Source organism: Vibrio sp. D401a (genome assembly GCF_030248515.1).
Lineage (GTDB): Bacteria > Pseudomonadota > Gammaproteobacteria > Enterobacterales > Vibrionaceae > Vibrio > Vibrio rotiferianus.
Map to the genome: position 1 here is coordinate 144,988 of NZ_JAHGAI010000035.1, position 24,719 is coordinate 169,706.

Annotated in this window: 24 protein-coding genes; 22 read left to right on the forward strand and 2 right to left on the reverse strand. The window is 45.2% G+C overall.

Annotated features, from left to right (window positions below; genetic code table 11):
* Window positions 1-61: 61 nt before the first annotated feature.
* The 18 genes from KIV41_RS14670 (at window position 62) to malE (ending at window position 17,252) form a co-directional block, all read left to right on the forward strand.
* Window positions 62-2,173, forward strand: a complete 2,112-nt coding sequence (locus tag KIV41_RS14670; RefSeq protein WP_252041869.1) for a protein-disulfide reductase DsbD — start codon at window positions 62-64, stop codon at window positions 2,171-2,173.
* Window positions 2,170-2,682 (forward strand): protein disulfide oxidoreductase, encoded by a 513-nt coding sequence (locus KIV41_RS14675; protein WP_285336919.1) that lies wholly within the window; start codon window positions 2,170-2,172, stop codon window positions 2,680-2,682. The genes KIV41_RS14670 and KIV41_RS14675 overlap by 4 nt, the downstream gene beginning before the upstream one ends.
* Window positions 2,683-2,795: 113 nt before the next feature.
* On the forward strand, window positions 2,796-3,551 hold the full coding sequence (locus KIV41_RS14680; protein WP_252041871.1) for a class I SAM-dependent methyltransferase: 756 nt from the start codon (window positions 2,796-2,798) through the stop codon (window positions 3,549-3,551).
* A gap of 17 nt (window positions 3,552-3,568) precedes the next feature.
* Window positions 3,569-4,003 (forward strand): GNAT family N-acetyltransferase, encoded by a 435-nt coding sequence (locus tag KIV41_RS14685; RefSeq protein ID WP_045387936.1) that lies wholly within the window; start codon window positions 3,569-3,571, stop codon window positions 4,001-4,003.
* The gene (locus KIV41_RS14690; RefSeq protein WP_252041872.1) at window positions 4,000-4,533 is read left to right on the forward strand and encodes a GNAT family N-acetyltransferase; all 534 of its coding nucleotides are present in this window, start codon (window positions 4,000-4,002) and stop codon (window positions 4,531-4,533) included. Before KIV41_RS14685 ends, KIV41_RS14690 begins: the two co-directional genes overlap by 4 nt.
* Complete coding sequence (locus tag KIV41_RS14695; RefSeq protein WP_252041873.1) at window positions 4,530-4,943, forward strand: hypothetical protein; 414 nt, start codon at window positions 4,530-4,532, stop codon at window positions 4,941-4,943. The genes KIV41_RS14690 and KIV41_RS14695 overlap by 4 nt, the downstream gene beginning before the upstream one ends.
* 273 nt (window positions 4,944-5,216) lie before the next feature.
* Window positions 5,217-6,065, forward strand: a complete 849-nt coding sequence (locus KIV41_RS14700) for an MBL fold metallo-hydrolase (RefSeq protein ID WP_199454875.1) — start codon at window positions 5,217-5,219, stop codon at window positions 6,063-6,065.
* A gap of 30 nt (window positions 6,066-6,095) precedes the next feature.
* A complete protein-coding gene (locus tag KIV41_RS14705; RefSeq protein WP_039984293.1) occupies window positions 6,096-6,560 on the forward strand; it encodes an acyltransferase in 465 nt (154 codons plus the stop codon).
* A gap of 38 nt (window positions 6,561-6,598) precedes the next feature.
* A complete protein-coding gene (locus tag KIV41_RS14710) occupies window positions 6,599-7,069 on the forward strand; it encodes a GNAT family N-acetyltransferase (RefSeq protein WP_252041875.1) in 471 nt (156 codons plus the stop codon).
* A gap of 50 nt (window positions 7,070-7,119) precedes the next feature.
* Entirely contained in the window at window positions 7,120-7,575 is a 456-nt protein-coding gene (locus KIV41_RS14715; RefSeq protein ID WP_039984290.1) for a GNAT family N-acetyltransferase, read from the forward strand.
* A gap of 296 nt (window positions 7,576-7,871) precedes the next feature.
* Window positions 7,872-9,008, forward strand: coding sequence for an efflux RND transporter periplasmic adaptor subunit (locus tag KIV41_RS14720; protein WP_020197206.1), 1,137 nt, complete (start codon window positions 7,872-7,874; stop codon window positions 9,006-9,008).
* A complete protein-coding gene (locus KIV41_RS14725) occupies window positions 9,001-10,272 on the forward strand; it encodes a TolC family protein (RefSeq protein ID WP_285336920.1) in 1,272 nt (423 codons plus the stop codon). The genes KIV41_RS14720 and KIV41_RS14725 overlap by 8 nt, the downstream gene beginning before the upstream one ends.
* A complete protein-coding gene (locus tag KIV41_RS14730; protein WP_252041877.1) occupies window positions 10,269-11,483 on the forward strand; it encodes an ABC transporter permease in 1,215 nt (404 codons plus the stop codon). Before KIV41_RS14725 ends, KIV41_RS14730 begins: the two co-directional genes overlap by 4 nt.
* Window positions 11,484-11,485: 2 nt before the next feature.
* Window positions 11,486-12,769, forward strand: coding sequence for an ABC transporter permease (locus tag KIV41_RS14735; RefSeq protein WP_005443345.1), 1,284 nt, complete (start codon window positions 11,486-11,488; stop codon window positions 12,767-12,769).
* Window positions 12,770-12,791: 22 nt separating this feature from the next.
* Window positions 12,792-13,484, forward strand: coding sequence for an ABC transporter ATP-binding protein (locus KIV41_RS14740; protein WP_252041878.1), 693 nt, complete (start codon window positions 12,792-12,794; stop codon window positions 13,482-13,484).
* A gap of 199 nt (window positions 13,485-13,683) precedes the next feature.
* Window positions 13,684-14,778, forward strand: a complete 1,095-nt coding sequence (locus KIV41_RS14745; protein ID WP_285336921.1) for a substrate-binding domain-containing protein — start codon at window positions 13,684-13,686, stop codon at window positions 14,776-14,778.
* 29 nt (window positions 14,779-14,807) lie between these two features.
* Entirely contained in the window at window positions 14,808-16,055 is a 1,248-nt protein-coding gene (locus KIV41_RS14750) for an alpha-amylase family glycosyl hydrolase (RefSeq protein ID WP_285336922.1), read from the forward strand.
* Between the two features lie 15 nt (window positions 16,056-16,070).
* Window positions 16,071-17,252 (forward strand): maltose/maltodextrin ABC transporter substrate-binding protein MalE, encoded by a 1,182-nt coding sequence (gene malE / locus KIV41_RS14755; RefSeq protein WP_252041882.1) that lies wholly within the window; start codon window positions 16,071-16,073, stop codon window positions 17,250-17,252.
* Between the two features lie 194 nt (window positions 17,253-17,446).
* Here the strand turns inward: malE and KIV41_RS14760 are convergent, their stop codons facing one another.
* A complete protein-coding gene (locus KIV41_RS14760) occupies window positions 17,447-18,061 on the reverse strand; it encodes a PolC-type DNA polymerase III (RefSeq protein ID WP_285336923.1) in 615 nt (204 codons plus the stop codon).
* Between the two features lie 478 nt (window positions 18,062-18,539).
* Here KIV41_RS14760 and KIV41_RS14765 point away from each other — a divergent pair, with 478 nt between their 5' ends.
* From KIV41_RS14765 to KIV41_RS14780, 4 genes are all read left to right on the forward strand, one after another.
* Complete coding sequence (locus tag KIV41_RS14765; protein WP_285336924.1) at window positions 18,540-21,482, forward strand: DUF2235 domain-containing protein; 2,943 nt, start codon at window positions 18,540-18,542, stop codon at window positions 21,480-21,482.
* Window positions 21,472-22,125 (forward strand): hypothetical protein, encoded by a 654-nt coding sequence (locus KIV41_RS14770; protein WP_285336925.1) that lies wholly within the window; start codon window positions 21,472-21,474, stop codon window positions 22,123-22,125. The genes KIV41_RS14765 and KIV41_RS14770 overlap by 11 nt, the downstream gene beginning before the upstream one ends.
* Window positions 22,126-22,272: 147 nt before the next feature.
* The gene (locus tag KIV41_RS14775) at window positions 22,273-22,923 is read left to right on the forward strand and encodes a hypothetical protein (protein WP_285336926.1); all 651 of its coding nucleotides are present in this window, start codon (window positions 22,273-22,275) and stop codon (window positions 22,921-22,923) included.
* Between the two features lie 248 nt (window positions 22,924-23,171).
* A complete protein-coding gene (locus KIV41_RS14780) occupies window positions 23,172-23,825 on the forward strand; it encodes a hypothetical protein (protein WP_285336927.1) in 654 nt (217 codons plus the stop codon).
* A gap of 227 nt (window positions 23,826-24,052) precedes the next feature.
* Here the strand turns inward: KIV41_RS14780 and eamB are convergent, their stop codons facing one another.
* Window positions 24,053-24,637, reverse strand: coding sequence for a cysteine/O-acetylserine transporter (gene eamB / locus KIV41_RS14785; protein WP_285336928.1), 585 nt, complete (start codon window positions 24,635-24,637; stop codon window positions 24,053-24,055).
* Between the last annotated feature and the right edge of the window lie 82 nt (window positions 24,638-24,719).

Genomic DNA, 24,719 nt, shown 5'->3' on the forward strand with positions numbered 1-24,719 from the left:
CAAGTGATTTCTGACGAGTTTCGTCAGCGATTTTCTACACTTGTTTTAACTAGGAATAACTATGAACCACATGAAAAAAACGACTCAAGCCGCGTTGATGCTCATCATGACGTTGGCACTGAGCTTATTCTCACTGTTTGCCCAAGCACAAATGACGGACACAGGTTGGCTGACCAATCCTCAGCACCCACCTGTGCAGACACGCTTTGTCTTAACCGGACAGCAAGACCCGAATACCAACACCATCACAGGTTACCTTGATGTCAAACTGACCGGTGACTGGAAAACCTATTGGCGTTCGCCAGGTGAGGGCGGTGTTGCACCTTCCATTGATTGGGAAAAATCACAAAACCTAACTAAAGTGGATTGGCAATGGCCGTACCCGCAGAAATACGAACTGCTTGGCATTGAGACGCTAGGCTACAAAGGTGACACTGTCTTTCCAATGACGTTGCACGTCGAAGACATGAACAAGCCAGTGACGATTGATGCGACGCTGACACTATCTTCATGTACAACGATTTGTGTCCTGACGGATTACCACATTCAGCTGTCTTTCCTACCTTCCGATCTACAAGTCGATGAAGATGTGATGTTCACTTACGCGCAAGCGGTAAGCAGTGTGCCTCAAGCTTCACCATTTGTTGAAGTGACAGAAGCGAACTGGGATGCAAACCAGTCTAAGCTACAAATCAAACTGACTAACTCACAAGGTTGGCAAAAACCAGAAGTGTTGGTTGATGGTGTCGACGAAGCAACCAGCGATTACAGCTTCAAATTAGAAGGGCTGCATCAAGAGGGCAACACGCTTACTGCCAACTACCTAGTCAATACTTGGTTGGGTGACGTAGAGCTGGATAACCAGTCAGTTTATGTCTCAATCAAAGACAACAACTTATTGGCGCAAGAAACCGCGCAAGCCAAAGCAGGTTTGATTACTGAAGCCTTACCAAGTACATCACTGGTGAACATTTTCTTGTTCGCGTTACTCGGTGGTTTGATTCTCAACATCATGCCTTGTGTATTGCCCGTTCTCGGCATGAAGTTAAGTAGCATCGTAGCGGCACAAGGCGTTGAACGTCGTCAAATTCGCACTCAGTTCGTGGCGTCTTCGCTAGGTATTCTAACGTCTTTCTGGCTACTCGCTGGCTTTATCTTAGTGCTGAAGCTCACTGGTAACGCCATCGGCTGGGGCGTGCAATTCCAAAGCCCTTGGTTCTTAGGTCTAATGCTGTTGGTGACCGGATTGTTTGGTGCCAACATGCTTGGCTTGTTTGAAATTCGCTTGTCTTCGGGTACGAACACTTGGTTGGCTTCAAAAGGTGATAACTCACTGCTTGGGCATTACGTGCAAGGTATGTTCGCGACTCTGCTAGCAACGCCTTGTTCTGCACCTTTCCTAGGCACTGCGGTGGCGTTTGCACTGGGTGCAGACGTAGTGACTCTGTTTGCTATCTTCACTGCGTTAGCTATGGGTATGGCACTGCCTTGGATCTTAGTGGCTATCTTCCCGGGGATTGCACTCAAACTACCTAAGCCAGGCCAATGGATGAATGTCGTGAAAATTGTATTCGGCATCATGATGTTAGCAACCAGTGCGTGGTTGTTGTCATTGATGGCGAATCACTTGCCGGTATTTTGGGTCATTCTGATTGGCCTAGCTGCGTTCATCGTCATCATGGCGCGTGTTAAGCGTATTTATGGCAATAAAGCGTTGGCGATCTCTGGCACGGTTTCGTTGATTCTGATTGCTGGTGGTTTGGTACTAGGCAGTGTGACTGCAAATCATTGGGCGACGCCATTGCCAGAAGATTTGGCTTGGGAAAAACTGTCAAACGAAGCGATTGCAGACCACGTGAAGAATGGCCGTGTGGTGTTCGTCGATGTGACTGCAGATTGGTGTGTGACTTGTAAAGCCAACAAAATCGGCGTGATCTGGCAAGATCCGGTTTACTCACTGTTGCAAAGCCCGAACGTGGCGACACTGAAAGGCGATTGGACACATCCGAATGGCTCAGTGACCGATTTCTTGCGTGCGCACGGTCGCTTTGGTGTGCCATTTAACATCGTGTATGGCCCAGCAGCACCAGAGGGGATTCCTCTGCCAGTGATTCTGACTGACGATGTGGTGGTGAAAGCAATCGAACAGGCAAGTGGAGGCGCAATTAAGTGAACACAGTAAAAAAGCGCAAGTCGCTCAAATACTGGCTCAGTCAAGCGCTACAACTCGTCCTTATGGTGACCGTGATTTCGGTCGCCATGGATTGGTATCGCACTAAAGAGATCCCTAAAGAGCAAGCACCACCTCTGAGTGCGATCATGGCCGATGGCGAATTTGTCGATATGATTGCCAAAAGCCATGAAGAACCCGTCGTGGTGTACTTTTGGGCAACGTGGTGTCCGGCATGCAAGTTTGTTAGCCCAAGCGTGAGTTGGTTGAGTGATTACTATGAGGTGGTTGCGGTATCTGGTGCGTCTGGCCCGCAAGAACGGGTGCAAAAGTTCATGCAGTCTAAAGACTACCAGTTTGACAACATTAATGACCCGAAAAGCGCCATCATGCAAGAATGGAGCATTAGCGTGACCCCGACCATCTATGTGTTAAAAGATGGAGAAGTGAGCTCAATTACCACAGGCGTCACAACGCCAATGGGCATTCTGGCAAGGATCTGGATGGCCTAAATCAATGCGTAGCACGTCGACTTTTTTCACGATTTTACAATGACATAAGTGTGCAGGTGAGTATGGCGTGCTACATTCGGACTCTTGATGTAGATAATAAACAAGGACTGTTTTTGAAGACACAAGACCTGAGTGAGTTTGCATCAGGCATGGAATACGATGCTCAGTATGATAAACATTACGAAGATGATATTGCTCTGATACAAAAGCACATTGCGGCGATGGGTGCTCGAAGTTTGCTGGATGTGTGCTGTGGTACGGGTATTGTCACCATACCTGTCGCGAAGCAACTCGATAATGCTGTCGGTATTGATATTGCCGAAGGGATGTTAAAACATGCTAAACACAAAGCGCAGGGATTAGATAACCTTTCTTTCTTGCAACAGGATGCCACTCAATTCTCTCTCGATAAACGCTTCGACATGGCGATTATGACGGGCAACGCTTTCCAAGCTTTCCTCTCCGATGAGATGCTAGTTGGCGTCCTTAATTCGATTTCTAATCACCTCAATAGAGGTGGGCGTTTCATCTTTGATACCCGCTTACCAACGCCAGATAACTTGGAAATTGATGCTGAAATGTCGCTGTGGCAAACCTATGAATTGCCAGACAAAGGCGAAGTGAAGTACATGGGAATGAGCGAACGTTATGACGCTGAAAGTACAGTACTTTATTTGAAGAAAGAACGTCACTACCAAGATGGGACAATGGTCTACTCAAGCATTGACTTGAGGTATCGAAAGTTATCTGAAATTGAAGCGTTTCTTGCTCAGGCGGGTTTATGTATTACCGAAAAATACAGCTCGTGGACAGAAGATAAGTTGTCTGAAAACTCAAACAACCTAATTTGCGTCGCAGAGAAGCTTTGATTTATTGGGAGAACGCAATGCAAGGATATCGTATTAGCACAGCCTTTGAAGAGATGGATTTGGATTGCATTCATCAGTTCATCTCACAGAGCTATTGGGCGAAAGGAGTGCCAAGGGACACGCTAGATAAAGCGATACGAAACTCTTTTTGCTTTGGTGTGTTTACCGAGTCGAATCAGCAAATCGCGTTTGCTCGCCTTATTACTGACAAAGCCACCTTCGCTTATCTCGCCGATGTTTTCGTACTCCCTGATTACCGCGGCAGTGGTATTAGTAAGTGGTTGGTTTCTGAAATTGTGTCCCACCCAGACCTTCAAGGTCTTCGTAGAATGATTCTTGCGACGCGCGATGCACATGGTCTTTATGAACAATACGGCTTTAAGCCCATCGAGCCCGCCGAAAACTTTATGCAGATTTGGAATCCAAACGTGTATCAAGGTGAGAACCAATGAGGCGAGAAGCGCAAGATATAGCAATAAGATACCTTGAAGAAACTGATGCCGTTCCTTTGTTTGAAAACTACCTTGGTGATGAGCAAACGTGTTTGTATCTCAATCGACAAGCCCATCTAAGCCCAATTCAAACGCTACAAGCGATCGGTCGATGGCGAGCTCAGTACGAGTTGGCTCACCCTAATTTCTTGGTACTCGCAATTGAAGAAAGCGCAACTCAAGTTCCCATTGGTTGCTTAGTCTTAATCCCTGAAGGCAGTCATAGCGAAATTCACTTTGGGATCTCTAGAAATTATCAAGGTAAAGGGTATGCGACTCAGGCGTGTAAGCTCGGCATTGAGTATCTGAAAAGCATCGGAGTCGAAGAGATTTATACGGCTCCTCATATTGACCATCAAGCCAGTATTCGCGTGCTCGAAAAATGTGGATTTAAGAAACAAGGTGTCTTGAAAGAGTATGCGGTATTTCCTGCCCTTAGCGACGAACTTCAGGATTGTTTGGATATGCAGCTAAAAGAGTTGAAAGCATGAAATGGCTAATATGCTTAATGACTCTCATCGGATCTGAAGCAGTAGCAAATGAGAGGCTTCAAACTGCCGTTGAAGAGACTCCATACTCGGCTGTTGTGGTACTAACGGGCTTTGAGGGACCGGAGAAAGACGGTGGAGATAACTACTATAAGGTTCAAGCTAAGGTGCTGGATGGAGTTCGAGGCCACATTACTACCAACATTACTTTCGGTATGTACACAGAGATTGGAGATTCCCCTACAATTGGAATTGATCCAATAATCATCACTCTTTGTCATGATGAGCAAGGGTACTACTGGCCGGGAACGGGGGCTGAATTCACAGTTACCCAAGAACAAGTTTTGATAGCGAAAGAAGCCGCTAAGAACCTAACTGACGGGCAAATAGTTTTTGCACATTGCGACCAGTAGAATCTTATTCACCTAAGCCCAAAATATGTGTTTTGGGCTTTTGTTGCTTAGGCGTTATTGCACCTGCTCATCTGGATGACTCCACATCAATGGATCAGAAAAAGGTCCCTTGATGGGCTAAGTGGATTAAAAGTAGAGTAAGAATCGAAGGTGATTGAAACTGATGTTGTAAACCTCTGTCTAATCACACAATTACCATTACTTTTTTCTAGAAGCATCAAATCTCGTTATTGTCTCATCCACTAAAGCGGTTCAACGTCATTAGGAGACACCATGATCGTTACCACTCTCGTTGATAATTCTCGTGTTGAGGACCGAGCCGATCTCTGTGTTGAGCGCGGTTTATCGCTGCATATCGATACAGAAGGAACCAAACTGTTGTTCGATATGGGCAGTGGGCGAACGTTTTGCGACAACGCACCTTTACTAAACATCGATATCCAAGAAGTTGATCTCGCGGTTATTTCTCATCGGCATCATGACCATTGCAACGGTACTTCTCACTTTCTAGAGCAAAACGATGTAGCCAAAGTCTATTTAAAATCGTGTGGAGATCAGGACTATTACTTTCGAGCTTTTGGTTTCAAGAGTGATGTTGGTATCGACAAAGCTTTGTTAGACACAACCAATGACCGCATAGTGCAGGTAAGCGAAACGACGCAAGTTGCTCCGAATGTTCATGTGATTACCAAGATCAGCGACAAGTACCCACAACCCAAAGGAAATCAGTACCTCTATACCCAATCGAAAGATGGCGGTTATGAGCAAGATGCTTTTGAACACGAGTTACTTTTGGTGATCAAGGAAGAAGATGGCTTGGTTGTGTTCACGGGATGTGCGCACAGCGGAGTATTGAACATGATTGAAACCGCCATTGAATTATTTCCAAACTGCAGAATCAAAGCGGTAGTGGGTGGCTTTCATCTTGTGGGCTTACCTGTATTTAATGGCATCGGCGGTACTAAAGACGATATAAAAGCATTAGGTAAAGCCCTGTCTGAATACCCCATTGAGAAGTTTTACACGGGCCACTGCACGGGCATGAAAGCGTATCATTTGTTGAAAGAAGTACTTGATGAGCGTTTAGAGCATTTACCAACTGGGCGTCGTGTTGAAATCTAATCAATCACTCATTTTTATTTTGGAGAATAGATGTACAGTCCAAAAGTCTTACACGCACAAATCAAAGATGTGACTTGTGGTGAAAATGTCACCATCATCGAACCTGCAAACGTCTATGGCTGCGAGCTAAAAGAAGGCGTATTCGTTGGCCCTTTTGTTGAAATCCAGAAGAACACAGTGATTGGTGAGCGAACTAAAATCCAATCTCATACCTTTATTTGCGAATACGTGACCATCGGCAGTGATTGTTTTGTTGGTCATGGGGTAATGTTTGCCAACGACCTGTTCAAAGACGGAAAACCAGACGCGAATCCAGACAGCTGGGGGCGCACCGTTATTGGCAATAACGTAACTATAGGCTCGAATGCCACGATACTTGCCGTGAAAATTTGTGAAGGTGTGGTTATTGGCGCAGGTAGCGTGGTGACGAAAGACATCACAGAGAAAGGCATCTATGCAGGGAATCCAGCGAAGAAGTTGAGAGATTTACCCTGACGAAGAACACAAGCATCCACGGAAGAACCACGGAAAAAATGAAGTTTAGAGAAGTGACAGCGTCTGATTTAGCGCTGCAAAAAGAGCTATTGTTGGTGGCGCTTTGGACGCCGGATGATGAACCCGACCACGATCCAAAAGTGCTCGAACTGGCGCACATCAAAGCCTATTGTGAAGAATGGGGTAAAGCGGGCGACCTCGGATTATTCGCATTAAACCAATTCGATGAGCCAATTGGCATCGTTCAGATTCGCTATAAATCGAGCCAAACTGTCCAATATGCTGAGTATCCAGAATTGGCAATGGCGGTTCATGCCAGTCATCGCGGCAAAGGCGTCGCATCAGAACTCATGAAAGCACTATTACAGAGAGTCGAAGGCACTTGTGATGGTATTCGTCTTGGCGTTCATCCTAAAAACGAAGCCGCTCAAAAGCTGTATGAGAAGTTTGGATTCGTCACCTATGAAATCGCGCAAAGTGGTTTTCCTCAAATGGTACGAACGAAGTAAGCTACTCTCGCTTAACACAACACGAAAAGCAAAAACACAAGGAAGAATCGATGCCACTGACATACCGTAGCGCGACATTTGAAGACTTAACCAGCTTGGTTGCATTGCTGGCTAATGACCCGTTAGGAAGCAAGAGAGAAGACGCAAGCTCGCCACTGAATCAGGCTTACCTCTCTGCGTTTGAAGCGATTGACAAAGACCCGAACAACCAATTGCTGGTGGTAGAACTTGAAGGTGCTTTGGTTGGCATGTTACAGCTGACTTTTATCCCTTATCTGACCCACATTGGCAGTTGGCGTTGCTTGATTGAAGGCGTCCGAATTCATCAAGATTATCGCGGACGTGGCTTTGGTGAGCAGATGTTTGAATACGCGATAAAGCAGGCGAAAGACAAAGGTTGTCAACTCGTTCAATTGACCAGTGATAAACAACGCCCTGATGCGCTGCGCTTCTATGAAAAGTTGGGTTTTAAGGCCACGCACGAGGGCTTCAAACTGGCGTTGTAAATACTTACTAACCTAAAACTAGACCTCAAGTTCATTTACGCGTGAACTTGAGGTTTTCTTTATTCTGTCTCTTTATTTCTAGGTTAGCGTCATCTCTGCGAATTCCATCTTTCTCAAACAAGTACAAAATCTAAGCGTTTAACGCCGATTTCAGCTATTCATCCTGCTTATTGTCAAAGCGCCCTGACAAAACCTTACTAAATATGACAATCTTAGCGGCTTCAAACCACGATATCCTTAGAACTTAATGTTCATGAGATGGTCACAAGACTACAAAACAATAATTGGAATCAATGATGGCAAAAACTTGGCTTGTCGCTGCTGTGAGCGTTGCATTGCTTGGCGGCGGTGCGTATTTCTATCTGCAATCTTCGGCTCAACCAGAGGCATTTCCGACTCTGGCAGTGGAAAAGGGAACCATTGAGAAACAAGCGGTCGCAGTCGGCAATATTGTCCCTGCACACTCAGTTTCGATTAAGTCGCAAATTGACGGTATCGTCGGCGAGATTTACGTCCAAGTTGGCGAGAAAGTGAAACAAGGCCAGCCATTGATTAAGGTTCGTCCGAACCCGACGCCACAGGCACTTACGGATGCGTCCACGGATTTAATGCGTAGCGAAGCAGACCTCGAATCCGCTAAGCAAAAGCTCGCCAACTTAGAGAGCTTGGTGAAGCAAGACATCATTCCAAGCAACTACGATGAATACGTTAGCGCGCGCTCGACAGTGAAATCGGCTCAAGCGAACGTGCTTCAAAAACGCCAGAACCTCGAATTGATCCGCAGCGGTGAAGCATCGATCGGTAACGCGCGTTTGACCTCGACCATCTACGCACCGATTGACGGCACAGTATTGAACCGCAAAGTGGAAGTGGGTGAGCCAATCATCTCAACCGAATCCAGCCAAGCTGCAACAGAAATGATGTCTCTAGCCGATATGAACAGCCTGATCTTTAAAGGCAGCGTAAGCGAACATGATGCCGCACAGCTTTCTCCGGGCATGCCGGTATTGCTGACCGTTGCGCCGTATCCTGATGTAGAAATCTCCGGCGTGCTGACCAAAGTTGCGATTCAATCAGAGAACCTAAACTCGCCAGAAGGCAATGCATCGGCAAAAAGTTTTGATAACGGGTTTGAAGTGGAAGTGGGCGAGCTGAAGATCCCACAAGAAGTACTGCTTCGCTCGGGCTTCTCATCCAATGCGCAAATCACACTGAAGAAATCAGAGAACGTATTAACTCTGCCTGAGCGTGCGCTGCAATTTGATGGCGATACACCCAACGTGTTGATTCCAGATAGTTCAGAACAAGGTTTCCACAAACAGAAAGTGAAGCTTGGTTTGTCAGACGGCATCAATGTAGAAGTACTGGATGGTGTTGAGCTCAACGAAGAGATCATCGATAACAGCATGATGATGGGAGCCGCGCATGGCTAAGCTGCATTTGTCTAAAATTGGTTGCGCGATCTTAGCCGCAACACTCAGCTTACCAAGCTATGCGATTTCAATTGAACAAGCGTGGCAACAAGCGAAACAGAGTGACCCAAATTACGAGAAAGCCAAGATTGGCGTGCAACTCGGTGAAGTCGGTGTGGATGCGAGCCGCAGTTCATTACTGCCAGGTTTGAGTGCGACGGCATCGGCGGATTGGAGTGAATCGGCCGATAACACCAATAGCTACGGAGCATCACTTTCTCAAACCATTTGGGACAGCAGCTTGTGGTCCGATCTAGACCAAGCCAATGCCAACTACATCAAGGCTCAATTAGAACTGGCTCAATCGCACAATGAATTAGCACAAAGACTGCTTTCATCGTATTTGGATGTTGCGAGTGCACAAGGCGATTTGCAATTGGCGCAATCCAAATTGGAAGAAGGCAACAAACTGCTGAAGATCATCGAGAAGCGTTACCGCGCTGGTAAGGTGAAATCCGTTGATGTAGAAGAGATCCGTGCGACTCAAGTAGCTGACCGAGCGGGGATCTTGAGCGCAAGATCTGATTTGGAAGTCAAACGTGCCGAGCTTGCTGCGTTGATCAATCAAATCCCACAAAGCGTTGACCAAATTCGCACCGATTCTCTTATTCAACCGCCAATGATGGTGGACTCTCAAGAGCAATGGTTAAAGCTTGCCAAAGACAGCAGCCCGGAGCTGTTAGTGGCTGCGCAAAACGTGAAAGCCAGCGAGTTTGCCAAAGACTCAGCTCAAGGTGGTTACTACCCAACCGTAAAAGGGAACGTCGGCTACAACGATGATGACCGACGCAAAGACGGAGAATTCAACGCAGGCATTACTCTAAGTGTGCCGATCGATCTGAATGGTGCAACGCGTGCAAGAGTCGACGAAGCATCCTTGAATATCCTCAGTGCCAAACAAGATCTACGCAGAGTCGAAATCGACATTCAAAAGCGCGTTATCCAGCAGTTTACCCAAGTTGACATCAACTGGAACCAAGTCTTGATGGCAAACGAACTGGTTATCTCTCGTGAGAAAGTGCTGCGCAGCAAAGAGAAACTTTACGATGCAGGTATGTTAGAAGTATCGGAAGTCATTAGAGCCCACAACAACTTGTTTGAGGCCAAAAATAGCCTGCAAAGCAACTTGTACAACTACTGGCGTCAACGCATCGGTCTGCTGCAAACCGCAGGTAAGCTAGACGACGACACCATGGCACTGATCTCCCGAGCTTTTAATTCATGACCAGTTTACTGCAACAAACATGGCAAACGCTGATGGCGCATCGCATGAAAAGCATGCTCGCCATCATTGCCATTGCTTGGGGCGTGATATCCGTGGTGGTGCTGATTGCACTGGGTGAGGGCTTTTATCGCCATCAAACTCAGCAGTTGTCGTTTATGGTCAACAACGTGCAAATCGCGTTTCCGTCGAGCACCAGCAAACCATGGCACGGCTTACCTTCAAGGCGTCAAATTCAGATCCCGCAAGACAAAGTCGATATGATCAAGCAGTCCGGCTTTGTCGAGGCTGCGTCGAGCGTTTATGCCAAATGGGATGCGAGCGTCACCAATGACAAAGGCCAGAACCTGACCAGTAACGTCAGCGGTATTGACCCGTCTTACTTCTCCCTCATTCAACGTAAGTTGGAGTCTGGCTCGCGCAACCTGTCACCAACTGATATCGCTAACCACACGCGTGTTGCCGTGCTTGGTGATCAAATTGCCAAGATGGGTGAAATCGGCATTGGGCAAATGGTCAAAGTGAACGGCATTCCCTTCTTGGTGATTGGTATCATCAAAGATGAAGACGCAGGCATTTCATTCGGCGACAGCCGCAAAGTCTTTATTCCGCAAACCACATATCTCGATTTGTGGGGTGCCAAACCGTGGATGCTATTGCTTAAGCCAACAGAAGGTATGAATGGTCCCGCTTTCCGACAAGCCATTGTCAACTTCTACGCTAAGCAATTGCACTTTGACCCAACCGATAAAGAAGCGATCAACCTACCGGACTTTAGTGAAGGTGCTGCGCTAATCACGGGCATTTTCCGAGGCATTCAAATCTTCCTTGGGGCAAGTGGCGCAATGACCATGGCTGTTGGGGCGCTCGGTGTCGCGAACATTATGTTCCTCTCAGTGACAGAGCGAACGCGAGAAATCGGCGTGCGCTTGGCAATAGGCGCGACACAAAAATCCATCCTTAGCCAGTTCATTCTGGAGGGCTTGTTCTTGGTGGCTGTCGGTACGGCACTTGGCTTATTAGTCGCGTATATGGTGGTGGCGTTGTTAGGCTCTATTACCTTACCAGAGTGGCTAGGTTTCCCTGTAATCACACCAGATTCTATTGCGTGGTCACTGTTAGTCACACTGGTTCTGGCGTTGTTAGCGTCTTACTTCCCAGCGAGACGAGCATCGCGACTCACTCCAGTAATTGCTTTGAGTGCGAGGGCATAATCATGTTGCTACCAATGAGACAAATCTTTCAGGAAATGGCGGCAGAAAAGCTTCGCTTAGGTTTAACCATTCTTGCTGTGGCGTGGGCGACCTTGTGTATCGCCGCGATGCTGGCCGTGGGCGAGGGCATTCGTCAGGGCGTATTAAGAACCGCGCAAAATGGTAACGGGAACCTGATTTACCTAACGGGTGGCATGGCGACGGTCGATTATGGCGCTTTTCACCAAGGCAAATTCTTAACCTTAAAAGTTGACGATACCGATGTGGTCAAAGCCCTTCCTGAAGTAAAGAGCGTTGCACCGACCGCAATTTGGAATGAGCGCATTACTGTGGGCGACCGAGGCTCATGGCAAGAGCCATTGGCCGTCACTACAGATTTTGCGTCAATGACCAACCTAACGCCAATGGATGGCGGACGTTGGCTAAACCCACTCGATCAAAAGCAGATGCGCAAAGTGGTCGTATTGGGTTATTCGCTCGCGGCAGACTTGTTTAACCCTGTCGATGACTTCAGCTGGTTCGCGCCAGTGACACTGCAAACCGATCCCGTGGGGGAAAAGGTCAAGATTGGCAGTGAAGAGTTCACCGTGATTGGTGTATTGAAGAAGAGCAGTGCCGAGATTGAGCAGGGCGACCAAATCAATTATTCCAGCTTTGTGCCGTTAGCAACGTGGCAGCGCTTTCATACCAATGGCGATATTGGCGGCATCAACGTGGAGCCACAAGCTAACACCGACCGCAAAAAGCTCGCAGAGACCATTCGCCAAGTCATTGCTCGCAAACATGGCGCTAGTGTCAGTGATGAGCAAGTGGTGCAAGTGGAAGACATGTTCCTCAAACAGAAAAGCATGCAGCAGTTCTTGATTGGCCTGCAAAGCTTTCTTGGCATCATCGGTTTTGTCACCCTTGCTGTTGCGGGCGTGGGGATCGCCAACGTTATGTACGCGACCGTGAAGCGTTCAACCCGAGACATCGGCGTACGAATGGCGGTCGGTGCTACACCAACGGCGATTCGCTTGCACTATTTGGTCCAATCACTGATGACCATGATGTTAGGTGGCGTATTGGGATTAGGCGTGACTTACGCGTTGGTATCGGCAATCAGCGCCATCAACCTAGAAGGTAACGTGTTCTATGAACACCTTGGTAAACCAGTCCCGGAGCTGTCGTGGATTGTCGTCGCGATTGTGATTACCACCTTGGTGATCATCGGTGTTGCATCCGCTTGGTTGCCTGCAAACCGAGCTGCCAAAGTGAGCCCGTTGGAGGCACTGCAAAGTGAATAATAATAAGAATTCTGGAGAGAAGATGTCGAACAAACCACTTGTTGAGCTAACCAACATCTGCAAATACTACTCTAGCGGAGAGGCGGAAGTACGTGCGCTAGACGGCGTTGACTTAACCATCAATCAAGGTGAGTTTCTTTCGATTCTTGGCCCGTCTGGTTCGGGGAAATCAACGCTAATGAACATGCTCGGCTGCCTAGATAAACCGACCGATGGTAAATACCAACTAGGTGGTCAAAACGTGGCAAGTTTAAGCGCGAACGACCTAGCGGGTATTCGCAACCAAAAGATAGGGTTTGTCTTCCAAAGCTTTAACTTGTTGGAATACGCGACAGCGTTGGATAACGTGGCATTACCTTTGGTTTACTCTGGCATCAAAGCCAAGGAGCGTCGCCAACGTGCCGCGAAGTTGTTAGAACAAGTGGGGCTAGGGGACCGTCTCGACCATAAACCAAACCAGCTTTCTGGCGGTCAAAAACAGAGGGTCGCGATTGCAAGAGCCTTGGTCAACGATCCGCAAATCATCTTAGCGGATGAACCAACAGGGGCATTGGATTCGAAATCTGGTGCGGAGATTGAAGCCTTGTTCAATCAACTCCACGCCGAAGGCAGAACGTTGATCATCGTAACTCACGATAACGCCCTAGCAGAGCGCACCAAACGCATCATCACCATTAAAGATGGCAAGGTGATTTCGGATAGAGTGCCGACTTAAAAAGTCTTCCTATAGACTTGAGTTCCTCTAATAAACAGCTCTAAACAAGAAGCAATTTTGGTTGGTTAAATCAGAATTGCTTAACCCTTTCTTTCTATCCTTATCGCAAAGTCCATAAATTGTCGCCTAATGATCGGCTAATCATTTTTCTTCGATTGTCTATAAATTAAACCGGTTTAAATTTCTTGCACAGTTAGAGGTGGTGATCACAATAAGTGATTGTTCTTATTGTCCTAAATTGTTCTTGGCTCTAAATTTAAACCGGTTTAAATATTTGTCGAAAATGATGACGACTATCAAAACACTTTCCGAACATCTTAAGTTATCAAAGGCGACAGTAAGTCGAGCTCTAAATGGTTACCCTGAAGTAGGAGCGAAAACTCGTGAACGCGTTCTTAAAGCAGCCAAAGAGCTTGACTACTCTGCAAACGCGAGTGCAAAACAACTGGCTACTGGCCGTTCTGGGATGATTGGAATGATTTTGAAATCAACGAACGAACTAGTCGATGCTCCAACCTATGTTGAAGAGCTTGCCTCGATCAGTTCTTACCTTGCGGAATTAAATCACCATCTACTCATCGGTTCTTCTGTGAAAGGCGACGCGCTCTCTACCATTAAACAATTTGTCTCAAAAAAAACGGTTGACGGTTTGATTTTAAAAGCGCCAGAAGTTGATGACCCGCGAATCAAATATTTATTGGAAAAAAACTTCCCGTTCGTCGTTCATGGTCGCTCAGAGGTTAAACCTAACTATGCTTTTTACGATATTGATAATGAACAAGTCGCCACACTTGCAGTAGACCATCTCATAGAGCTTGGTCACGAGAAGATCGCATTCATAAACGCCCCAACACATTTAGCGTTTGCTCAGCAGCGTCAAGCGGCTTTTGAAAGAAGAGTCGCAAATATTAAAAGCAAGGTTGTCAACGTATCCGTTGTTGAACATGAAGGTTTTGAAGCCACAATGGCATTGCTTAACCCCAACAATCATTTCATTCCGACGGCAATCGTATGCTCAAGTGTCAGCTTGGCCTTGGGATGCTATCAAGCAATTAAACAAAGCGGACTGGAAGTTGGAAAAGACATATCTGTCGTTGCACATGATGACGTGCTAGCTCACCTTAACAGCGCCAAATTCAACCCTCCGCTCACAGTGACATTGTCTCCAATTAATGACTCTTCAAAGCCACTAGCAGAAAAAATGAAATCTCTGCTTGATGGCAAACCGATCGAAGAGCTTCAAACCATATTACCCGTCGAGCTCATTAGACGTAGTTCGACACAGCAACGATAAAAATTTTAACGTTTACACGGAGAGTTAAATTGGCAACTGTAAATACAAGCTTTCAGCATCCTGAGTGGTCAAAATCGGCCAATATTTACCAGGTCAACCTTAGACAATATTCAGAAGCAGGAGACATTCAGTCATTTAGACAAGACCTTCCGCGTCTAAAAGAGTTGGGTGTAGATATTATATGGCTAATGCCCATTCATCCTATTGGTGAAAAAGAGCGTAAGGGGAGCTTGGGAAGCCCATATTCTGTAAAAGATTATTATGGAGTTTGTCCAACGCTTGGCACTTTAGATGATTTCAAAGTTCTAGTGGATGACGTTCATGAGTTAGGAATGTACATCATTATGGATTGGGTCGCTAACCATTCAGCTTGGGATAACCGTTGGGTTACTGAGCATCCTGAATGGTACCTAAAGAATGCCCAAGGAGAGATCCATTCGTACGTCTATGATAACGGTGAAGAGCTTGAGTATTGGGATGATGTCGTGGGCTTCGATTACACTCAGAAGCCACTCTGGGACGAAATGCAAAACGCTCTTAAGTATTGGGTTCAAGAGGCTAACATTGATGGGTATCGCTGTGATGTCGCGGGTCTTGTTCCAACCCAATTTTGGGAGCGCGTAAGAGCAACGTTGGATGAAATTAAGCCAGTCTTCATGCTTGCTGAATGGTCAACGGTGGAGCTACATGAAAAGTCGTTTGATATGACTTATAACTGGGATTTCTACGACGTTATGAAATCGGTGGCTGCTGGTAAACCAATCATCACATCCTTCAAAGAGTACCTATCAAAAGAGGTGTCGCGTTACCCATATGATGCTTATCGTATGGCTTTTACTACGAATCATGACAAAAATTCCTGGGATGAGTGCGATGTGAAAATCTTCGGCGATGCATTGAAAGCGTATTTGGCGCTGACGATGACATTTCACGGCATGCCATTGATCTATAACGGGCAAGAGTCGGGATTAGGCAAAAAGCTCGCTTTTTTTGAAAAAGATACCATCGATTGGAAGACATTCGCCTTTACACCGCTAATCAAAGAACTGTTTTTCCTAAAGAAAAACAACCCAGCATTATGGAACGGCCAATATGGTTCTGTACCAGAGATTCTAGAAGCTTCAAACGGTGAAGTTATTGTTTTTTCTCGTGAAAAAGAAAACAACAAAGTCATTATTTGCATTAATTTTTCATCGAAACAAGCTGCAGTTACGTTAAATAAAACAGTCATTACTTTGGAACCTTATGGATTTAAAGCAGTGGTTGAACAACAGTAATAATAAGGTGAAACAATGAACAAACTAAAAGCGCTTAGTATCGCTACATTATTGGCAATAACTTCTTCAAACGCTGTCGCTTTCTCAGAAGACACAATTACAGTGTGGGTGCCGAGTGACAAAGGCTACAACGGCATTATCGAAATTGGTAAGAAATTCACTGAAGAAACGGGTATTAACTTAGTTGTGGAATACCCTGACAAACTAGAAGTGAAATACGAGAGTCGTGCTGCGGTTGGTCAGGGGCCAGACATCATGATCTTTGCCCACGATCGATTTGGTGGTTACGCTCAAGCTGGCCTTGTTCGTGAAGTTAAGCCTAGTGAGGAATACAAAAGTAAATTTGAAGCCTTCACTTGGAGTGCAATGAACTTCAATGGTAAGTATTTCGGATACCCGATTTCGGCGGAAACGCTTTCACTCATTTATAACAAAGACATTATTTCAGAGCCAATTGAGAACTGGGAAGATGTTTACGCCCTAGATAAAGAGCTATCCAAACAAGGCAAGAAAGCCATTATGTGGGATATTAAATCTCCGTTCTTTACTTGGCCATTGTTAACCACTAATGGTGCTTATGCCTTTGGTATAAATGATAAAGGCTACAATGCAAAAGATGTAGGGGTAAACAACAAAGGTGCTCATAAGTCGATGGCATTTTTGAAAGAGCTCGTCGATAACAAGATCATCATCGCTGATGCCGATTATGCTAATGCTGAGTCTGCCTTCAATCAAGGCAAGGTAGCTATGACGATTAATGGCCCTTGGGCATGGGCTAACTTGGACAAAAACGGAATGAACTATGGGTTGGCTGTCCTTCCTAAACTCAACGGTAACCCATCCAAGCCATTTGTGGGGGTTCTGACCGCCGGCATTAGTTCTGCCACACCAAATGAAGATTTGGCAAGAGAGTTTATCGAAAGCTACCTTCTGACCAACGATGGTCTTCGCTACATGAATAACGACAAACCCATTGGTGTACCTGCATTGAAATCATTCAATGAAGAACTGAAGAAAGACTTTAGAGTGGCCGCAACTTATGAGAATGCGATTCGAGGTGAGGTAATGCCTAACATCCCTCAAATGATGCCATTCTGGTTTGGTCAACAAGCTGCAATTGCGGATGTACTTACAGACAGACAATCGATTGAGGATGCACTTGCAACCGTTGAAAAACGCATGTTGGCGAATAAGTAGGGCACTTATTCAATACTAGATGAGCAGGTTCCAATCTGCTTAAGTGAGTTTGAATCACATAAGATGAACGCTTGATAACAAGACGAAAATCTCAATGTCGTTATCAAGCGTTATAACAAAATTTGTCTGTCCAATAGGACAGAATCAGAACTGATTAAATAGAGGCAAGTAGGAAGATACGCCAAGAAGTCGAACTAAGCGCGGCTTTTAGCCAGTAGCTGATCCACTTTTCCTTTTGCTGTCTTACTTACCGTCTGCATAAACTTGAAGCTTGGCGCTGCAATGCCCGATTGCTCAAGCTCTTCCACCATCAGCAACCACAGTTTTGCCGTTACCTGTGCATCGGCTAACGCGCGGTGGAATACACCGTCGTTTTCGATGTTCTTATAACGAACCAACTCACCCAACTTGTGTGACGGCGCATCTTGAATCAGGCGTCGTGCCACCAATAAAGAACACGCGAACTCGCCAGAATAACCGCAGTCGATTCGCTCTAGTTCTGCATCCAGAAATCGCTTATCGAACGACGCGTTGTGCGCGATAAGATTCTCACCCGCAATAAACTCACTGAACGATGCCATCACTTCATCGCAACTCGGCGCGGTGCGCAGCATGTTATTGGTTATACCTGTGTAGCCCTCAATAAATGAGCTCACACGAAAGCCAGGGTTCATAAGTTTTTGAAAACTATCAACCACCTCACCATCAACGATCTTAACCGCACCGATTTCAATTGCGCGATCACCCATATTCGGAGACAGACCTGTGGTTTCAAAGTCGAGTACGACAACGGAGTTAGCTTGAGGCATGAAGTTTTCCAACTGAACAATAAGGCGCAAGAGTATCGTTGAAAGTGGTGGAAAATGGAAGTCGGGGGAAGTGTTAGTTGCGTGAGAAATCAGGGAAAGTAGAGATAAATAATAGGTGTCAAAGGGTGCGCTAACGGGGCGTGTGATACTAAATGCCCCAAAATTGATCAGAGCTAATGCTCTATTTCTTTTTAAGGCGTGCATTCCCCATCAAATCTAATACGAGCCTAGGGAAAAAAGCATCATCATTATGGGCTTTAGGCGGTACGTGCTCTCGATTGAGCGTTAGTATGAAAAACTTCTCCCCCAACCATCATCCCACCTTCAGTAGTGAATGGCGTTTTTCAATGCCTAAACCACGATATCTTCATGTCAATGTGTGAATCTCATTCAATAAATGTTTTTCAACTTCGACGTGCAATCTATTGCGTATCAGTTAACATGAAGTCGTAAAAATATTTAATCAGGTCAAGGTGATATGAGCTATCGAGTTGTACAGATCACAGAGTTAATGGCTTATGAGTTTGGACACGTTGAAGGTGGCTTTAATGAACTCATTGAAAGCGAGTTAAAGGCAGTCATTCCATCAGGCATGGAGTTTAAAGCTTTTATGGAGCAGTTAAGGCAAGGACACCTTGTATTACTGACAGATTCACCCTCAACACCGATGCTGCTGTCTGAATCAGGAGCGATGGGGAGTAGCAATACGTGGGCTTTGAACCCCCAAGCTACCAATAATGTTGAGCCTGCTGCACAAAGTGCATTGCTGGATAGAACTCGAATGAATGAAAGTAGTGCTGGTTACAGTCGCAGTCAGAATCTCTATCCGCCGTTACCTATGCCTACGTATATTCCTGAGCCTCCATTACCTGATTACTCAGATGAACCTCCTAAGCTAAAGTATGAATACAGCTTTGAAATTACGTGCTCTCAAGATTCGGTACGTAAAGTGGGTAACTGCCACTTTATTTTGGCCAATACAGAGAATGAAGTGGAGCTAGGTCGTTGGGTTGAAACAAAAACAGAACATGGCACCCGCTACACTATATTGACTGCATTTGATGAACCTAAACAACTTGTCGCCCAAGTTGCTTCTCGTGCTATGGGAGTTTCTCCCACGCATCTCGTCAAAGTCAGGAGTAGCGGCACACAAGTCGCTGATGAAGGATTTATTCCCGTGACACCCACTGTGCAATTGGGCGAACGTTTAGGGTTCCCTACCGAAGGCTTTTATTATCACTTCCATGATTGCAAGTTGGTACAAGAGTACCGTTTACTGGGTGATAAACGTTGGGATTTTTATGCCACTCTAAGCTCGCATCAGAGTCTTGATCCTGAAAGGGGTTACAACACGGACCAATCTGCCATTCTGGTCTTTTGGAAGCTAGGTGGCAAGGTTATTGAAAATCAGTATCTTGTTTACCTACAAAGACAAATTACTCGTGATGAGTTAGATAACTTGACCGAAGAGTGGCTGAATGAGCATGGAGTGAAGTTAGATATTCCTCAATTACTTGAAGCGACCAAACATCTCATAATCAAACGAACCGTAGCAGAGAAACCAGCCGAGCAAAAACAGCCAGAGCTACTTCATCATATTGTTCAAACTGATCCCGAAACAGGATCACGAGAAACGTGGGCGAAGATTGCCAAGCAGTACGGTCTTGCTCCAAAAGCTTTGTTAGGTATCAATCCGCAGTATGACGCAGATCCGATGTCTTTATCGCTTGGTGATTCTTTGAATGTACAGAAATCGCAACCTCAACGCATTGAAAAGGAATCCGTTTACGAGATACCTCCTGAGCGTCCTAAGCGATTTAATCAACCGTTGAATACATATTATGACTATACAGATCACTATTTAGCTAATACGTCAATAGTCTCAATTAGTAACGAAAGGTTGGTCGAAAAAGACATTCCTGTAGTTAACTTGAAAAAAGTCGAAGAAAAAATACTACGAATTGGGGTGTTCTTTGATGGAACTGGGCAAAACCATCTGAATGATCTCTACAAAGAAACACGTGGGGTAAAATCACGCACCAATGTGGCACGGCTATTTGAAATTTACCCATTAGATGATGATACCAATAAAATTTATGTTGCTGGGGTCGGGACTGTGGATGGGGCGTGGCAAACTCCAACCTTGATAGATGAAGGAAAAGATGAGGTCGATTTAGCGCAAGCGTTTGGTGTTAGCCCAAACAATTTAGAGAAAACATCGACGTTCATTGACGTAGCCTACAACCTTGTCGCGGACGAAACAGGGGCATTTTACAAGTGGCAAAACTGGACAAAGCAGTATTTTAACATTATCCAGTACTTAAAAGACAACCAATTATTTCACGATATAACGCACATTGAGTTCGACGTTTTCGGCTTTAGTCGCGGCGCGGCTTTAGCTCGTCACTTTGTTAATGCCGTTAAAGATGGACTACCTGATTATGACAAGCCGCGAGATGGTGAAGCATTCGGTGAAGTTTTCCCAAACTTATTGTCACACCAAGAAGATATCAGTAGCCAACGTAAACATGGTTATTATCCTGACGAAACACGAACCTGTAGTGTTCGTTTTTTAGGGCTGTTCGATACCGTAGGCTCGTTCTATCTGGCTGGAAACAACGATGAAGGCAATTTTGAACTAGGACTTGATACTAGTTGTGCGGAGCGTGTATTCCAGATAAGTGCTCATCACGAATACAGAAAGAACTTCCCTCTAACGTCACTGCTTCCTAGCGATGGCATTCTACCATCTAACTTTTATGAGGAAGTGTTTGCTGGCTGTCACACAGACATTGGTGGCGGTTATCCTTCAAAAGAGCAGTATGCAAAGCAAGGTTTACCTGAAAGGTATGGGATGCCTCTGTCTGCAACTTATAATCGTGAGCTAATAAAAACAGAATCCATAAGAGAAGAGATACAAGCACAACAGAATGTTTATGGAGCCGCCGCTTACAGCGAACGCCTATACAAGCACGCTCAAGATGCTTGGAATTTGGAATGCCGCACTAAGGGGTTATATGGTGTTGTGACACTGGTGAATGGCATTCTCTATTATTACGAGCTACAGCCTATTAGCAATGCACTTTCGGCTTTGCCATTAGAAAGAATGAAACAGCAGGCAGAGGTCGCAGGTGTGAATTGGGATGATGAAAAGCTCGCCTATCCTCAAGATTTTAGCCAATTGACAGGAAATGATGTGGCTTTAAAAACGTTGAATGAAAAATTATTAGCTCAACCGTTAGGAAGCATTGCAGCGATACATTGGCAAGGTGAGATTAGCCAGTATGGAAAGGAATGGATACATCGTCCTCATGATGCACTAATCAATGCAGGGTGTGAGACTGCAATGGACAGTATTGTTAATGCGGTAACGAAAGAAGGTAACCAACTCAAGCGAGTGGTATTTGATAATGAAGTATAAATTTTTAATTGCTGTAAGCATGTGCTTTTTACTGAATGGTTGCTTTGAGAGTAAGCCTGTTTCAGTTGCGAGCATTGGCAATGCCGGGTCTTTAGGTGGTCCACATTTTATTCGTGATATGTGGGTCAGTGATATTTATGGTGGAGGTGCAAACTTTGCGTATGGGAGCGTCCAAGGCTGTTGTGCTAGTGCAAGCATTGGTATTGGTGTTCCTAGCGCTATAAAAGGCGAATGGGAAAATGGGGTTGGTGGTGGCTCATCACGTGAAAAGTGGCAAAAGCGTTGGAAGCCAGAATGGGGTAATTTCGATGAGAATTATGATACTAAATGGTTTCGAATTGATGATGTGATAGACAGTGAGCTTGCCAAACAAAAAATAGAAACAATGAACCATTACTACAAGAACCATCGTGCAAACCCAGTCATGAAGCTTCTAGTTAATGATGACAAAGTTATGCTTCTGTATTCTATTTTGTGTGTGAAATCTGCAAATGATGACTGCACGGTTAACGAAGGTGCAGACCCTAATGGATGGATAGTCCCTTCCCCCAATAGGCACCCTAAAAGCGTCGCTGTAGTTACCGTCCTATATGATGGTAAAGGGGAAGTGTCAGACAAACCATTTGAGGATAAGACGCCTTAATGCGGTTTAGAGTATAGCAATAGCTGCCCTACAAAACTTTAGCCAACAAGGTTCAGAGCAACCGAAGGTAAAAAAATCAATACATCAGCTAATTTGTTAACGCGGTAACGAAAGAAGGAAACCAACTCAAACGAGTGGTATTTGATAATGAAGCATAGATTTTTCATCGTCGTAAGTATGTGCTTTTTACTGAATGGTTGCTTTGAGAGTAAGCCTGTTTCAGTTGCGAGCATTGGTAATGCAGGGACACTAGGAAGCCCTCATTTTATTCGTGATATGTGGGTGAGTGATATCTATGGTGGCGGCGCGAGCTTTGCGTATGGGGCTGTTCAAGGCTGTTGTGCTAGTGCCAGTATTGGCATTGGTATCCCTAGCGCCATAAAAGGCGAATGGGAAAATAGTTTCGGTAGCAGTTACTGGAAGGAGGAATGGCAAAAGCGTTGGAAGCCAGAATGGGGTAATTTCGATGAGAATTATGATACTAAATGGTTTCGAATTGATGATGTGATAGACAGTGAGCTTGCCAAACAAAAAATAGAAACAATGAACCATTACTACAAGAACCATCATGCAAACCCAGTCATGAAGCTTCTTGTGAATAATGATAGGGTCTTGCTTTTGTATGCTTATGGCTGTACTCCAGAAATAAATGATGACTGCACCGTTAGAGAGGGAGCAGACCCTAACGGGTGGGTTCAAGTAGCACCGTATAGCACGCATAAGAACTCAACAGTGGTTGTTCTTTATGAAGGCAGAGGTGAAGTGTCAGACCAACCATTTGAGGATAAGACGCCTTAATGCGGTTTAGAGTATAGCGATAGCTGCCCTACAAAACCTTAGCCCACTGCTTCAAACCAAGACGTAGGCTTTTTTCACTTTGCGGTAGCAACTCAGGGTTAGTCACCACCTAAATGCAACTTCATGACTGTAACTTCTTTTAGCCAATAAGGTTCAGAGCAACCGAAGGTAAAAAAATCAATACATCAGCTAATTTGTTAATGCGGTAACGAAAGAAGGTAACCAACTCAAGCGAGTGGTATTTGATAATGAAGTATAAATTCTTAATTGCTGTAAGCATTTGCTTTTTACTGAATGGTTGCTTTGAGAGTAAGCCTGTTTCAGTTGCGAGCATTGGCAATGCCGGGTCTTTAGGTGGTCCACATTTTATTCGTGATATGTGGGTCAGTGACATTTATGGTGGAGGTGCAAACTTTGCGTATGGAAGCGTTCAGGGCTGTTGTAAAAGTGCCAGCATTGGCATTGGTGTTCCTAGCGCTATAAAAGGCGAATGGGAAAATGGGGTTGGTGGCGGCTCATCACGTGAAAAGTGGCAAAAGCGTTGGAAGCCAGAATGGGGTAATTTCGATGCGAATTATGATACTAAATGGTTTCGAATTGATGATGTGATAGACAGTGAGCTTGCCAAGCAAAAAATAGAGACAATCAACCATTATTACCCAAACTTCAAGACAAATGGAGTTATGCAGGTCTTAGTAAATAAAGAGCAAGTATTACTATTATACAAGTACTCTTGTAATCCCAATAGAAAGCATAATGACTGTACTATCCGAGAGAATGCAGATCCTAATGGCTGGGTACAATCTGCGCCATATAGTAAGACAGGTAATACAAAAGTCGTTGTTTTATATGACGGTAAGGGAGAGGTGTCGGACAAACCATTTGAGGATAAGACGCCTTAATGCGGTTTAGAGCATAGCAATAGCTGCCCTACAAAACTTTAGCCCACTGCTTCAAACCAATACGTAGGCTTCTCCCAATTTGCGGTAATCTTAGTTATTCATAATTTGCTAATTTTCGATTGTCCGAAACTAATAATTATCCAACTTTGAGCTGGTACACTCAAAGCCAATAACCTCTTCACTACAAATTCGAGACGCAGAAATCGCTGCGTCTCATCACCCCAACCTCAAGCAAACAACTGTACCGCGCAGTAAATCAGTGTCGCCGCTAAGGTCATATTGATCGCTTTGCCATATTTCTGGAATTGCGATTGAAGAAGTTTGCCTGCAATCGCCCAGATCAAGTTGCTGGCCAATGCGATAAACGCGAGTACTAGGCTGGTGGCCAAGATCCAGTAGATGTTTTGTGTGTAAGGCAGCACGAATGTCGAGATGGATGTTACGCCGTACAGAATGATTTTCACGTTCACGAACTGCAAACCAAAGCCCGTCAAGAAAGTGATGCCCTCAGAATCTTTTGATGCGGTTTTGATATCACTTGTCGCGATTCCCCAAGCTAACCAAATGATATAAGCCGCACCCACCCATGTGAGCCAAGGTGTAATCACAGGAAGCAGGCTGACCATGTGATAAGTGAAAACGCCACACAACAGCATCAAAACAATATAGCCGCAGAACATCCCAGAAATGACTTTGGTAGAACGCTTTAGCCCGTGTTGTGTTGCAACACTGAGCGACAAAATGTTGTTGGGACCCGGCGTGATCGAAGTAATGATGACGTAGGTGAAAAATGCGGTGTAGATGGCACTCATCTCTATCTCTCCTGTTTTTTGTGCACTATACTTCGCGTTAATCAATTAAAAAATTGAATATATTTAAACTAAGAGTTTTAAC